Source organism: Aestuariivirga sp. (assembly GCF_965227715.1).
Taxonomy (GTDB): Bacteria; Pseudomonadota; Alphaproteobacteria; order Rhizobiales; family Aestuariivirgaceae; genus Aestuariivirga.
In genome coordinates, this window is record NZ_OZ245771.1 from 2,266,433 (window position 1) to 2,279,560 (window position 13,128).

General features: G+C 64.0%; 14 protein-coding genes and 1 tRNA gene. 7 read left to right on the top strand and 8 right to left on the bottom strand.

Annotation, left to right across the window (positions count from 1 at the left end):
- Window positions 1-27 precede the first annotated feature (27 nt).
- Both ACO06F_RS10610 and ACO06F_RS10615 read right to left on the bottom strand, forming a co-directional pair.
- Complete coding sequence (locus ACO06F_RS10610; protein WP_421692730.1) at window positions 28-639, bottom strand: ribonuclease D; 612 nt, start codon at window positions 637-639, stop codon at window positions 28-30.
- Window positions 640-674: 35 nt separating this feature from the next.
- Window positions 675-759, bottom strand: a tRNA-Leu gene (locus tag ACO06F_RS10615).
- Window positions 760-892: 133 nt separating this feature from the next.
- Between ACO06F_RS10615 and ACO06F_RS10620 the strand changes: the two genes are divergently transcribed.
- The gene (locus ACO06F_RS10620; RefSeq protein ID WP_421692731.1) at window positions 893-1,882 is read left to right on the top strand and encodes a complex I NDUFA9 subunit family protein; all 990 of its coding nucleotides are present in this window, start codon (window positions 893-895) and stop codon (window positions 1,880-1,882) included.
- Here the strand turns inward: ACO06F_RS10620 and ACO06F_RS10625 are convergent.
- Window positions 1,849-2,673, bottom strand: coding sequence for an undecaprenyl-diphosphate phosphatase (locus ACO06F_RS10625; protein WP_421692732.1), 825 nt, complete (start codon window positions 2,671-2,673; stop codon window positions 1,849-1,851). The genes ACO06F_RS10620 and ACO06F_RS10625 overlap by 34 nt on opposite strands.
- A 151-nt stretch (window positions 2,674-2,824) precedes the next feature.
- Here ACO06F_RS10625 and ACO06F_RS10630 point away from each other — a divergent pair, with 151 nt between their 5' ends.
- Genes ACO06F_RS10630 through ACO06F_RS10640 form a run of 3 tightly spaced genes read left to right on the top strand, consistent with a single transcriptional unit; the run spans window position 2,825 to window position 5,489 of the window.
- Window positions 2,825-3,508: a glutathione S-transferase family protein gene (locus tag ACO06F_RS10630; protein ID WP_421692733.1), complete on the top strand. Its 684-nt coding sequence runs from the start codon at window positions 2,825-2,827 to the stop codon at window positions 3,506-3,508.
- Between the two features lie 2 nt (window positions 3,509-3,510).
- A complete protein-coding gene (queG, locus tag ACO06F_RS10635; RefSeq protein ID WP_421692734.1) occupies window positions 3,511-4,623 on the top strand; it encodes a tRNA epoxyqueuosine(34) reductase QueG in 1,113 nt (370 codons plus the stop codon).
- Window positions 4,620-5,489, top strand: a complete 870-nt coding sequence (locus ACO06F_RS10640; protein ID WP_421692735.1) for an SDR family oxidoreductase — start codon at window positions 4,620-4,622, stop codon at window positions 5,487-5,489. The genes queG and ACO06F_RS10640 overlap by 4 nt, the downstream gene beginning before the upstream one ends.
- A gap of 30 nt (window positions 5,490-5,519) precedes the next feature.
- Here the strand turns inward: ACO06F_RS10640 and ACO06F_RS10645 are convergent, their stop codons facing one another.
- Window positions 5,520-6,314, bottom strand: coding sequence for an alpha/beta hydrolase (locus ACO06F_RS10645; protein WP_421692736.1), 795 nt, complete (start codon window positions 6,312-6,314; stop codon window positions 5,520-5,522).
- 98 nt (window positions 6,315-6,412) lie between these two features.
- On the opposite strand from ACO06F_RS10645, the gene ACO06F_RS10650 reads away from it, so the two are divergent.
- From ACO06F_RS10650 to ACO06F_RS10660, 3 genes are read left to right on the top strand one after another with little or no spacing between them, the layout of a single operon-like run.
- The gene (locus tag ACO06F_RS10650; RefSeq protein WP_421692737.1) at window positions 6,413-7,687 is read left to right on the top strand and encodes an efflux RND transporter periplasmic adaptor subunit; all 1,275 of its coding nucleotides are present in this window, start codon (window positions 6,413-6,415) and stop codon (window positions 7,685-7,687) included.
- The gene (locus tag ACO06F_RS10655) at window positions 7,684-8,388 is read left to right on the top strand and encodes an ABC transporter ATP-binding protein (protein ID WP_421692738.1); all 705 of its coding nucleotides are present in this window, start codon (window positions 7,684-7,686) and stop codon (window positions 8,386-8,388) included. The genes ACO06F_RS10650 and ACO06F_RS10655 overlap by 4 nt, the downstream gene beginning before the upstream one ends.
- On the top strand, window positions 8,388-9,596 hold the full coding sequence (locus ACO06F_RS10660) for an ABC transporter permease (RefSeq protein ID WP_421692739.1): 1,209 nt from the start codon (window positions 8,388-8,390) through the stop codon (window positions 9,594-9,596). The genes ACO06F_RS10655 and ACO06F_RS10660 overlap by 1 nt, the downstream gene beginning before the upstream one ends.
- A gap of 1 nt (window position 9,597) precedes the next feature.
- Here ACO06F_RS10660 and ACO06F_RS10665 read toward each other — a convergent pair whose 3' ends face one another.
- The 4 genes from ACO06F_RS10665 to ACO06F_RS10680 form a co-directional block, all read right to left on the bottom strand.
- Window positions 9,598-10,803, bottom strand: coding sequence for a lytic murein transglycosylase (locus ACO06F_RS10665; protein ID WP_421692740.1), 1,206 nt, complete (start codon window positions 10,801-10,803; stop codon window positions 9,598-9,600).
- Between the two features lie 148 nt (window positions 10,804-10,951).
- Complete coding sequence (locus tag ACO06F_RS10670; protein WP_421692741.1) at window positions 10,952-11,233, bottom strand: hypothetical protein; 282 nt, start codon at window positions 11,231-11,233, stop codon at window positions 10,952-10,954.
- Window positions 11,234-11,299: 66 nt separating this feature from the next.
- On the bottom strand, window positions 11,300-11,989 hold the full coding sequence (gene hisG, locus ACO06F_RS10675; RefSeq protein WP_421692742.1) for an ATP phosphoribosyltransferase: 690 nt from the start codon (window positions 11,987-11,989) through the stop codon (window positions 11,300-11,302).
- Entirely contained in the window at window positions 11,986-13,125 is a 1,140-nt protein-coding gene (locus ACO06F_RS10680; RefSeq protein WP_421692743.1) for an ATP phosphoribosyltransferase regulatory subunit, read from the bottom strand. Before ACO06F_RS10680 ends, hisG begins: the two co-directional genes overlap by 4 nt.
- Window positions 13,126-13,128: the final 3 nt, after the last annotated feature.

The window sequence follows — 13,128 nt, forward strand, 5'->3', positions numbered from 1 at the left end:
GCGCTCCTGACGGCCCTTCGTGCGGGGTCAGTGGGCGAAGACATCTTCCTCGGTCCAGCCCGCAAGGTCGAGCCCGGCGCGTGTGGGCACGAAGTCGAAGCAGGCGCGGGCCACCTGTTCACGGCCTTCACGGGCCAGCATCTGGTCAAGCCTGGACTTCAGCTCATGCAGATAGAGCACGTCCTGCGCGGCATATTGCTTCTGCGCGTCGGAGAGGACATGGGCGCCCCAGTCCGAGCTTTGCTGCTGCTTGTTGAGTTCGATGCCCAGAAGCTCCTTGATCAGGTCCTTCAGACCATGCCTGTCGGTGTAGGTGCGGGTCAGCTTGGAGGCGATCTTGGTGCAGTAAAGCGGCGAAACCTCGACACCCAGATAGTATTTGATCACCGCCACGTCAAAGCGGGCGTAGTGAAAGATCTTGGTGACGGCCGGATCGGCGAACAGCGCCTTGAGATTGGGCGCCTCATAATTCGTGCGGTCCAGCTGCACGAGATGGGCATTGCCGTCGCCCGCGGACAGCTGCACGAGGCAAAGCTTGTCCCGGCGCGGAACGAGGCCCAGGGTTTCGGTGTCAACGGCAACCGAGGAACCGAAATCCACACCCGGGGGCAGGTCGCCCTTGTAAAGCTTGATCGCCATCGGAGGGTCCCGCCGTTTGCCGAATCTTTAAAGAATGGTGCCCAGAAGAGGACTCGAACCTCCACGCCTTTCAGCGCTAGTACCTGAAACTAGTGCGTCTACCAATTCCGCCATCTGGGCAGCGAGGGGGTCTCTTAGAGAGGCATCAGGCGCCTGTCAACCGAAGCATTCACCAATGCCCTCGTTGCCGCTGATGGCCTTTGCATATGCGGGGTTGCGGCGTTAAAAGGCGCGTCAAATCCGAAAACCAGGGGTGTCATCCGTGCTCGTTCAGCCATCCGACAGACTCATCACCATCATCGGCGGTTCGGGCTTCGTCGGCCGGCACATCGTCCGGGCGCTGGCCAGGCGCGGCTATCGCATCCGGGTTGCCTGCCGCAGGCCCGATCTCGGGGGGCATCTGCAGCCCCTGGGCAACACCGGCCAGATCATGATGGTGCAGGCCAATGTGCGCTATCCGGCCTCCCTCGCCGCGGCCTGCGAAGGGGCATATGCCGTCATCAACCTGACGGGCGTGCTGCATTCGGGGGGCGCCCAGAGCTTCGATGCCGTTCATGTGTTCGGGGCGGAGGCCTCCGCCAGGGCCGCCAAGGCTGCGAAGGCACGATTGTTCATCCAGATGTCGGCGATCGGTGCGGACGAGACTTCGACGGCCGCCTATGCCCGCAGCAAGGCCGAGGGCGAAAAGCGGGCGCGGGCCCAGTTTCCGGGCGCCATCGTGCTCCGGCCCTCGATCGTGTTCGGGCCGGAGGATTCCTTCTTCAACCGCTTTGCGGAACTCGCCCGCTTCTCTCCCTTCCTGCCGCTGATCGGCGGCGGGGAGACGCAGTTCCAGCCGGTCTTCGCGGGCGATGTGGGTGAGGCCGTGGCCCGCCTCATCGACAAGGGCGATGCCGATGGCCGCGTCTACGAGCTGGGCGGGCCTGAAATCCTCTCCTTCCGGAAGCTGATGCAGTTCACGCTCGATACGATCGGGCGCAAGCGCCTGCTGCTGCCGCTTCCCTGGAGCATCGCCAAGATCCAGGCCGCCATCCTGGGGCTTCTCCCCAATCCGCTTCTCACCACCGACCAGGTGGAACTCCTGCGCTACGACAATGTGGTGAGCGAGGAAGCCCGCCGCGAGGAGCGCACGCTTGCTGGGCTGGGGGTGACGCCCCAGGGGATCGAGGGGATCGTTCCCGGCTATCTGTACCGCTACCGCAAGGCCGGTCAGTTCACCGCGCCCAAGGGAATTCCGGAGTAGATCACCACCAGCAGGATGACGCCCAGCGCCACACGGTAGATGGCGAAGGGCAGGAAGCTCATGTATTTCACGAGCTTCATCAGCACCGTGATGGTGCCGAGGGCCACGAAGAAGGTGAGGATGGCCGTCAGCACCATGCCGAAGCTGATGGTGTCCCCCGCATGCACGGCCTCGCCCAGCTTGAGGATGCCCGCACCGGCAATCGCCGGAATGCCAAGCAGGAAGGCGAAGCGCGCCGATTCAGGCCGCTCGAAGCCCAGCGCGCGGGCGGCCGTCATGGTGATACCGGAGCGGCTGACGCCGGGGATGATGGCAACCGCCTGGGCGAGCCCGATGATCAGGGCGGGCGCCCAGGTCATGTCCGACATCCGCCGCGCTGACAGGCCGAAACGGTCACAGAGGTAAAGCAGCGTGCCGAAGATGATAGCGTTCCAGGCCACGACTTCGGGCATGTGGCGCACGATTTCCATGAAGCCCAGCTTGTCAAGCACGAGGCCCACGACCACCGCCGGAATTGTGCCGAGGATGAGCAGCATGGCAAGCTTGCCCCAGGCCGTGACCCGCCCGCGCAACAGGTCAAAGGTGCCAAGCACCAGGTTCACGCAATCGCGCCAGAAATAGACAACGACAGCCAGGAAGGAGCCCATGTGGACCATCACATCCGTCAGGATACCCTGGTCCGGCCAGCCGGTGATGACGGGCACCAGGAGCAGGTGTCCGGAGGAGGAAATGGGCAGAAACTCGGTGATGCCCTGAATGAGCGCCAGCACGACAATCTGAAGGATGAGCATGGAATGGCAACTCTGGGCTGAACGTGGGTCTGGTCGGATTCGCTTGCCGGGGAGGGCGCGCGCGTTTTATACGCGCCCTTCATCGGGCGCAATTGCGGCAGAGATTCCGCCCCCTCAGAGTAGCCAGCGTCAGGGTTAATTTCGTCCTAAAATGCCATCGCTTATCCATTTCACACTCGATCCCTTCAGCCGCAGATTGCGGCTTTCGCTCGCCGAGTACGGCGTGCCGGTGGAACTGATCGATGAGGAGCCGTGGGGGCCCAGCCCCGATATCTTCGAGCTGAACCCTGCGGGCACCGTGCCGGTCTATCTCGAAGATGCCTCAACGCCACTCTGCGGCATTGAGGCCATTGGCGAATATCTGGAAGAAACCAAGTCCTCGCGCGTGGCGCTCATTCCGGGTGACGTGTTCGAGCGCGCCGAGGTGAGGCGGCTTACCGGCTGGTTCGACAGCAAGTTCTACGCCGAGGTCTCCGAACCCGTGGTGACGGAAAAGGTGATCCGCCGGTTCCTGCGGCGTGACAAGGGCGGCGGCGGCCCCGATACCTCCCGCGTGCGCCAGGCGATGACGCGGCTGCGCGATCACCTCGACTACATTGCCCATCTCACCGATCACCGCGCCTGGCTTGCGGGTGACGAGCTTTCCCTCGCCGATCTCGCGGCGGCGGCCCACATTTCCGCGGTCGACTATTTCGGCGATGTTCCGTGGACTGATTATCCTGCAGCGAAATCCTGGTATCAGCGGATGAAGTCCAGGCCCTCCTTCCGCCCGCTGCTGGCTGACACGGTGCGCGGCATGGCGCCTGGGCCACATTACGCGGACCTCGATTTCTAGGCGTGTCCGGGCTTCGCCAGGAGATCGGGCAGAAGGCCCAGGCCGAAGGCTTCAGCACGCCGCGCTTTGCCCGCCTTGCGCATGATCTGGAGCAGCAGGCCCGTCTCCGGGCGTTCATCGCCGAAGGCCGCCACGGCGACATGGCCTGGATGGCAGAGACGGAAGAGCGGCGCGGAAGCCCCCTCTCCCTATGGCCGGAGGCGAAGAGCGCCATTGTGCTGGCGCACAGTTATGGGCAGGAATTCGATCCGCTGGAGCGGTTGCAGGACAAGCAATCCGGCGTTATCGCCAGCTATGCGCTGAACCGGGATTATCATCTGCTCGTCAAGGGAAAGCTCAAGCGCCTGGGGCAATGGCTGTCACACCGCGCCAAGACGAAGGTGAAGGTTTTTCTCGATACGGCCCCGGTCATGGAAAAGCCGCTGGCGCAGAAGGCAGGGCTTGGCTGGCAGGGAAAGCACACCAACCTCGTGTCACGCGAGCTGGGCTCGTGGTTCTTCATCGGCACGATCTTCACAACAGCAGAGATCGAACCCGATGCGCCGGAGCAGGATCACTGCGGGAGCTGCCGCGCCTGCCTTGATATCTGCCCCACCGCCGCATTCCCCGCGCCCTACCAGCTCGATGCGCGGCGCTGTATCTCTTATCTCACCATCGAACATGAAGGCCATATTGCGCCTGAGTTTCGTGTGGCCATGGGAAACCGCATCTATGGCTGTGACGATTGCCTGGCGGTGTGCCCATGGAACAAGTTCGCCGCAGCCGCCAGCGATGCAAGGCTTCTGGCACGTGACGCGTTGACGTCGCCTCCCCTCTCTCAGCTGCTGGAGCTGGACGATGCCGCTTTCCGCGCGCTGTTCACGGCCTCTCCGGTGAAGCGCAGCGGGCGCAACCGCTTCCTCCGCAATGTGCTGATCGCGGCGGGGAACAGCGGTGACACTGCATTGGTGCCCAAGGTGACGGCGCTGCTCAGCGATCCTTCGCCGCTGGTCCGGGCCATGGCCGTGTGGGCCCTCTCCCGCCTCACCGCCAAACCAGAGTTCGCGGCGCTGCGTAACGACTTGATGAACAGCGAGGCAGACATGGATGTCCGCCGCGAGTGGGAGACGGCATGAACCATATTCTTTTCTTCGGCCTGGGCTTTTCCGCCAGGGTGCTGGCGCAGCACCTTCGGCCGCAGGGCTGGGCCGTGTCGGCCACCAGCCGCAGTGCGGAAGGGGCCCAAGCGATCCATGCGCTGGGTTATGGTGCGCATGTGTTTGACGGCACGGCCCCGCTTCCCGAGGGCGCGCTGGAGGGTGTGACCCATGTTGTCATCTCGGCCCCTCCCGGTGCTGACGGGGACCCTGTGCTGCGCCTTCACGCGGCGGATTTTGCGCGCCGTGCGGCGCAGTTCCAGTGGATCGGCTATCTCTCGACCACAGGGGTTTATGGCGATCACGGCGGCGGGCTCGTGACGGAGGATACACCCCTCACCCCCAATACCGAGCGCGGCCACAAGCGCCTGCTCGCCGAAGCGCAGTGGCTCGATCTGTGGCGCGCGAACCGTCTTCCCGTGCATGTCTTCCGGCTGGCGGGAATTTATGGGCCTGGCCGCAACCAGCTTCTGTCGCTGCTTGATGGCACGGCAAAGCGCGTGATCAAGGAAGGCCAGATCTTCAGCCGCATCCATGTGGAAGATATCGCCGGAACGCTCGAAGCTTCGATTGCGCGGCCCATGCCCGGCCGCGCCTATAATGTCTGTGATGACGAGCCCTGCCCGCCGCAGGATGTGGTGGAATTCGGTGCCAGGCTCCTGGGCCTGCCGGTGCCGCCCGCCATCCCTTTCGAGGAGGCCCAACTCTCCCCCATGGCGCGGAGCTTCTATGCCGATTCAAAACGCGTTTCGAACGCCCGCCTGAAATCGGAGCTTGGATTGCAGCTGCTCTACCCCAGCTACCGCGAAGGCCTCACCGCCATCGCGCGCGATCTGAAGGCGTGACGGCAGCACAGCCGCTCTTCGCTCCGAACCTCAAACATTCACCCCGTCGGCGCGCTCTGCCAGGCGGAGCACGGTTTCGCGCAGCAGCGTCAGATGACCGGGGGTGGACAGGCGGTGATCGCCGCCCTTGATCAGCGTCAGCGTCACGTCCCCGCCGCGGAGGCTTCCGAAGACCTTGACGGCATGGGCGGCCGGCACGTCCGGGTCCTGGTCCCCCTGCAGGATGCGGACCGGGCACTGAACGGTGAGGCCCTGCTGAAGCATCAGATGCTTGCCGCCATCATCGATCAGCCGCTTGGTGATGGCATAGGGTTCGCCATAGTCCGAAGGGCGCATCCACACGCCCTTCTCTTCGAGCTCCTCGCGCACCTCCGGCGGGAAGGTGTTCCACATCAGCTCCTCCGTCATGTCGGCGGCGGGGGCGAGCAGCACCAGGCCCTTGATCCGGCGGGCGGCAATGGGGTTTGCCCGCGCCAGATGGCGGTAGAGCAGCAAGGCCAGCCAGCCTCCCATGCTGGACCCCACGACAATGCGCGGGCCCTGCGCATGGGCGAGGAACATGTGGCAGGACTGTTCCAGCCAGGAGGAGATCGTACCATCCACGAACAGGCCCTCAGATGCGCCATGGCCCGAATAGTCGAAACGCAGATTGGGACGGCGCTTCTCCCGCGCCAGACTTGCCAGCGCTTCGGCCTTGGCCCCTTCCATGTCCGATTTGTAACCCCCGAGCCAAAAGATGCCGCAGCGGCCCAAATCGGCCTTTCCGTCTTCCCGGAAGGCTATGGCCGTGCCATCCGGCGCCTTTTCGAACTTGATATCGGTCATGGCGGGGTCATATCAGGCGTTGCAAGCGTTGCAAATCTCTCCCGCGCCGGATTTGTGCCGCCATTTCCGTCTAAGGGGACACGAGAAACCTGGAACAGATGAATATTCAAACCCCACCCAGCACTGCTGAAATCGACGCCATCCTCGGGCTTGACGCAAAAAGCCGCACGAAAGTCTGGCGCCGCCGCCTGCTCTGGCTGGTGATCCTGGCACTGCTCCTCGGCCTCGCGGGTTGGTGGATGGTGAGAAGCCAGGGCTCGGGGACGGCCATCAGCTATGAGACGGCGCCCGCAGCGGTCAAGACCATCGTGGTGCAGGTGCAAGCCACCGGCAACATTCAACCCACCACCGAAGTTGAAGTTTCGAGCGAGCGTTCGGGCGTGATCCGCTCGGTCAATGTCAAGGCCAACAGCTTGGTCAAGAAGGATGACGTGCTGGCCAGCCTCGACACGGAGCGGCTGGAAGCGGAGCTGGCCCGCAGCAGGGCGTCTCTCGCCGCAACTGAAGCGCGGCTGGAGGATGCCAAGGCGACGCTGCTGGAAAAGCAGCTGATCTTCCAGCGCTCGGAGCGGCTGAGCAAGCAGGGCATCTCCTCCACCCAGGATCTGGATACCGCGCGTGCCGCCCAGTCCCGCGCGCAAGCGGGCGTCGTGGCTGCGGAAGCCGATATCGCGGTTGCCAAGGCCGAACTCGCAATGAACGAGACCGACCTCACCAAGACGCGCATTCTCTCACCCGTCAACGGCATCGTGCTGAAGCGCGACGCGGAGCCGGGGCAGACCGTCGCCTCTTCTCTGCAGGCGCCCGTGCTGTTCACCCTGGCGGAGGACTTGACCCATATGCAGCTCGAGGCTGACATCGATGAAGCCGACATTGGTGCCGTCACCGCGGGCCAGAAGGCCAGCTTCACGGTTGATGCCTATCCCGGCAAAAGCTTTCCCGCCATTATCGACACCATCGAATACTCGCCCAAGGTCACTGACAATGTGGTGACCTACAAGGCGATCCTGACCGTCGACAATGGCGATCTGCTGCTCAGGCCCGGCATGACGGCCACGGCCCAGATCGTGACGCAGGAGGTGCCGGATACGCTGTCGGTTCCCAATGCCGCGCTGCGCTACACGCCGCCCAAGGTGGAGAAGTCAGGTGGCTTCAGCCTCATGAACCTGTTCATTCCCCGCATGCCGAAGTCCGAAAAGAATACGGCACCTTCGGCTGATGGCGAACGCACGGTCCATGTGCTGGTAAACGGCGTGCCGAGTGCCGTGAAGGTTCGTGCCGGCGTTTCGGACGGAAAGGACACGCAGATCATCTCAGGCGATATCAAGCCAGGTGATGAAGTGATCCTCTCCTCGCGGACGGGCGGCACGTGAACGCCACACCCCCTCTCATCTCCTTCACCCGCGTGACCCGCACCTATGGCGAAGGTGGAGGCCAGGTGCGGGCGCTGGCAGGTGTGGACCTGACGATCAGCAAGGGTGAGTTCATCGCCATCATGGGTCCTTCGGGCTCGGGCAAGTCGACGGCGATGAACATCATCGGCTGCCTTGACAGGCCGTCGGGCGGCAGCTTCAAATTCCTCGGTACGGAGGTCAATGGGCTGAGCCAGGATCAGCGCGCGCTTCTCAGGCGCAACTTCATCGGCTTCGTGTTCCAGGGCTTCAATCTCCTGAACCGCACGACGGCCATCGAGAATGTGGAGCTGCCGCTGATCTATCGCGGCATGGCGAGGCGGGAGCGGCGGGAGCGCGCATTGCAGGCGCTCCATCACGTGGGCCTCGAAGGCCGCGAACACCACACGCCGGGTGAGCTTTCGGGAGGCCAGCAGCAGCGCGTGGCGATTGCGCGCGCCATCGTCACCGATCCGCTGCTTCTCCTGGCGGATGAGCCCACCGGCAATCTCGACACCCAGCGCAGCCGTGAGATCATGGACCTGCTGGCCAGGCTCAATGAGGATCAGGGCATCACCGTCGTCATGGTCACGCACGAGCCGGACATGGCAGCCTATGCGCACCGCGTGATCCGCTTTGTCGATGGCCGCATCGCCAGCGATGAAGCGAGGGCTGCTGCCTGATGCTGTGGGAAACCGTCAAGCTTGCGCTGTCCTCGATCCGCCGCAACGTGCTGCGGTCCGTTCTGACGCTGCTCGGCATTGTGATCGGCGTCGGCGCCGTCATCGCCATGGTGACGCTCGGCAATGGTGCCTCCTCCAAGGTTCAGGAAAATCTCTCGAAGCTCGGCAGCAACATGCTGATCGTACGGCCGGGCCAGAGCACCTTCGGCCCCGGCGGCGCCACCGACAGCCGCTCCTTCGATGAGCGCGACGTGGCGGCTCTCAAAAGCAATCTGACCGGCATCCGCGGCGTCGCTCCCACCGCGCAGAAGCAGATGAAGGTGGTGTTCGGCGCGCTGAACTATGACGCCTCGGTCACTGGCACCAATGCAGACTGGTTTCCCGTTCAAGACTGGACGGTGGAGGATGGCCGGGTTTTTTCCGAAAGCGAATTGCGCGCCGGCACCTCCGTCTGCCTGATTGGCGCCACCCTCACGCGGGAACTGTTTGCCGGCCAGGATCCGATCGGCGAGCGGCTGAGACTCGGCACGTTCTCCTGTGAGGTGATCGGGCGATTGGCCGCCAAGGGCCAGTCCGCCTTCGGCACCGACCAGGATGCACTCGTGGTCGTTCCTTTACGCACCTATCACCGCCGCATTGCGGGCAACACCAAGATCGGCACCATTTCGATTTCGGTGACGGAGGCCGCCGACATCGCCCGCGTGCAGCGGGATGCGGAAGACGTGCTGCGTGAGCGCCGCCGCATCGTTCCGGGGGAAGAGGATGATTTCACCATCCGGGATCTCACTCAGATCCTTTCCACCATGGCCTCGACCACGACCATCCTGACAGGACTCTTGGGCGCAGTTGCCGCCGTGTCGCTGCTCGTCGGCGGCATCGGCATCATGAACATCATGCTGGTGTCGGTGACGGAGCGCACGCGCGAGATCGGCATCAGGCTGGCCATCGGCGCATTGGAGCGTCAGGTGCTGACGCAGTTCCTGGTGGAGAGCGTGGTGCTCGCGCTGTTCGGCGGCATCATCGGCATCCTGCTGGGACTGGGCCTGGCGGCGGCCGGATCGGCACTGATGGACGTTCCCTTCAATGCCGATATCCGGGTGATTGCACTGGCCTTCGCCGTCTCCGCCCTGATCGGCGTCGTCTTCGGCTATTTCCCGGCCAGGCGCGCAGCGCGCCTCGATCCCATCGAGGCGCTGAGACGCGAGTGAGCTAGCCCCCGAGCTTCTGCAGGAACTCGACGGTCGGATAGGAATCCGCCGGCCAGCCGATCTTCAGCTGCTCCTGCTTCACCGCCTCGCGCGTGGCCTTGCCGAGCTTGCCGTCAACGTCGCCCACGTCATAGCCCTTGGAGACGAGGATCTTCTGGAGCTCAATGATCTGCTGATAGGACAGCGCATTGACGGTGCCGCGGCCGGGGTCGAAGGGGCCTGCACCGGCAATGCGGGTTGCGAGGTAGGCAGCCGTCGTCGAATAGACGAGGGACTCGTTCCACTTGAGATATGCCGTGGTGAAATTGTCATAGGCGAGGAAGGCAGGCCCGTCCTTGCCCATGGGGAGAAGCAGCGAGGCCGGGAAATTATCCGCCTTCAGCTTGCCTTCCACGCCCTTCACACCCCATTTCACCCACTGGCTGCGCGGGTGCTGGATGGCGATATCGGCCTGGTCCCAGGGCAGGTCCTTGGTGATCTTCACCTCCTCGATCCAGGGCTGGTTGGCCTGCCAGCCATGCTTCACCAGAAGGGCAGCCCCTGAGGCCATGGCATCGGGGACCGAGCGGCGCAGGTTGCGGTGGCCATCACCATCGAAGTCGACGGCGGTTTCGAGATATTCCTTGGGCAGGAACTGGGTGTGCCCGATTTCGCCCGCCCAGGCGCCGCGCATATCCTCGCGTTCGAGATCGCCGTTCTCATAAAGCTTCAGCGCGCCGATCAGCTGTTCGCGGAACTTGTCCGGGCGGCGGCAATCCCAGGAGAGGGTGGCAAGCGAGGAGATGGTGTCGAAATCGCCCATGTTCTTGCCGAAATCCGTCTCGAAGGCCCAGAAGGCGATGAGCACCTCACCCGGCACGCCATATTGGCGCTGGATGGCATCGAACATCTGCTTGTTCTGGCGCAGGATGTTGGCCCCCTCCTTGATGCGGTAGGCCGAGACCATGCGCTTCTGGAAGTCCATGAAGGACAGCGAGAACACGCTCTGCGCCCGGTCCTTTTTGATGATGCCCGGCTGGTACTGAACGCCGTCCAGCGCCGAGAGGCCCTTGGCGCCCACGCCTGCGGCCGCGGCTTCCTTCTTGAACTGCTTGATGAAGCCATCGAAGCCTTTGGCCGAGTCGCCGCAGGCCGCCCCCGCATGCGCCATGCCGCTTGCCGCGAGAAGAGCCGCCAGAGCCGCCGCCGCCAGTTTGAAATTCCGCATTCCTGTCTCCCGATTCGGTGCCGTAAACGCAAGCTTTGGCGCTAAGTCCAGTCTGGGTCAAATTCAAGGCCGGGGCTTCCCCCCAAACGAAAGGCCCCTCCCGCAGGGGCATGCGGGAGGGGCTGGGGAACTGGCCGGGGGATTTGGCTCAGTTCGTAAGCGCGACTGTCTTTCCATGGTGGCAGCCGCCGTCACCACCGGGCGGAGTGGCCATGCCTTCCTGGCCAGCCGGCGGCATTTCGGGCTCAGCCATGCCGGGGGCTGCGGCACCGGGCTGGGCGTCCGGCATCATTTCGGCAGCGGGAGGGGCGTCCGTCATCGCGTCAGGGGCGGGCGCTTCAGCGATCGGAGCGGCGGGGGCCATGTCATCGGCGAGGGCAGGGCCAGCAAGCAGGGCCAGAAGGGCGGCGGCGGTCAGCACGGCTTTCATCGGCAGGCTCCAGAATAAGGCATTCGGGAGAGGTTATCGCGCGGAGCGGGAAAAGGCTCCACACATTCAAGTGATCGCGGATAAGACAGCCTTAAGATGCTGCACGCGGGGCTCCCCCAGCACCGCCGCCCGGCCCGCCAGCACCGCACAGGATTTGAGGATCACGCCATCATCCAGGATTTTCAAGGCATTGGCGGCCAAGGTCGAGCCTGTGGTGGTGATGTCCACGATGATTTCGGCAATCCCCGCCGCAGGTGCGCCTTCGGTGGCCCCCAGGCTCTCGACGATGCGATAGCCGGTCACACCCTTCTCAGCAAAGAAACGCCTGGTGAGATTGTGATATTTGGTGGCAACCCGCATGCGCCGCCCATGGCGCTCATAGAAGCTTTCCGCAATCTCATCGAGGTCGGCCATGGTGGCAACGTCCAGCCAGCAATCGGGCACCGCCACCACCACATCCGCCGCGCCGAAGCCCAGCCTAAGGAGCAGTTGAACGGCCGCATCATCGGGCGGAATTTTCTCCTGCAGCAGATCCTGCCCGGTCACCCCCAGCTCGATCTTGCCGTCCCGCAGGTTCTGGGCGATTTCAGACGCCGAGAGAAAGGCAATCTCGACTCCCTTCATGCCCTTCAGCACACCGCGATAGCCACGGTCGGCGCCCTGCCGGTCGATCTCGAAACCGGCTTTGCCCAGGAGCTCTGCCGTTGCCTCCATCAGCCGGCCCTTGGAGGGGATGGCAAGCGTCAGCGTGCTCATGCCAGCACCGCTTTCAGGCGGTCCGTGTGGATGGCGCAGCCCACGGCAGGCACCATCACGGGGGAGCCCATGTCCGAGAGCAGATTGTCATAGCGCCCGCCGCCTGCGACGGCGATCGCGCCCTGGGGCGTGTCCGCCTCGATCTGGAAGGTGAAGCCCGTATAATATTCCAGCTCGCGTCCGAAGCCCGCCGCGAAATGGAAGCGGCGCGGGTTGAGACCCAGTTCCTCCATCTCGAAAAGCCGCCGGGCATAGGTCTCCCGCGCGGCGCTGAAGCCTGCACCGCCCACGATTGCCGCAAAGCGCGCATCAATGCCCGCCGCTTCGCCCGCAATTGCAAGATACGCGTTAAGCGTCTCTGCCTTGGGGACGGCCAGCGGCGTCTCGCCACGATCGGCCGCCTTGTTGGCGAGCCGCGCCGCAATCTCTGGCAGCTCGCGCCCACCCACAAGCGGCAGCCTGCGGGTGGCGATTTCCGCCTCCACCACCGCCAGCGCATCGCCACCGGCCACGCGGTCTACCAGCGGTGAAATCGAGGTTCGCCGTGCGCGGCCTCCTTCGCAGAAGGAGGAGAGCAGATCGCGGAAAGCATGGGGCCGCCAGAAATGGTGCCGCAGCCTTTGCCGCCAGCGCTCCGGCATCTCCGTGTCTTCGAGAAGGGCAGAGAACAGGCCTAAGTCGCCAAAGCTCACGCGGTAGCGCGCCAGGCCTGCCGCTTCCAATGCGGAAATCGTCAGCTTCAGAACGCGCGCCTCTGCCGCCACGGGCTCAGGCGCGCCGAACCATTCAAGGCCAGCTTGCGTGAATTCCTGCGGGCTCAGCAATTCATCGGGGAAGCGGAAGGCGGGGCCCAGATAGCAATAGCGCCGCTCGGCTGCCGGGTTTTCCGCATGGCTCAAATGATAGCGGCAGGCAGGAACCGTGAGATCGGGCCTCAAGCACATTTCGGCACCGGACGGATCGGTGAACACGAAGGTCCGTGCACGGATGTCTTCGCCCGAGCGCTCCAGGAAAATGTCAGCGGGCTGGATGATGTCCGGTGCGATATGGTCAAAGCCCGCGCGCTCAAACACCGCCATCACCGCCTGGTTCTGGCGCTCGAGGGCTTCACGTTCCGAACTGGGCTTACCGGCCATCGC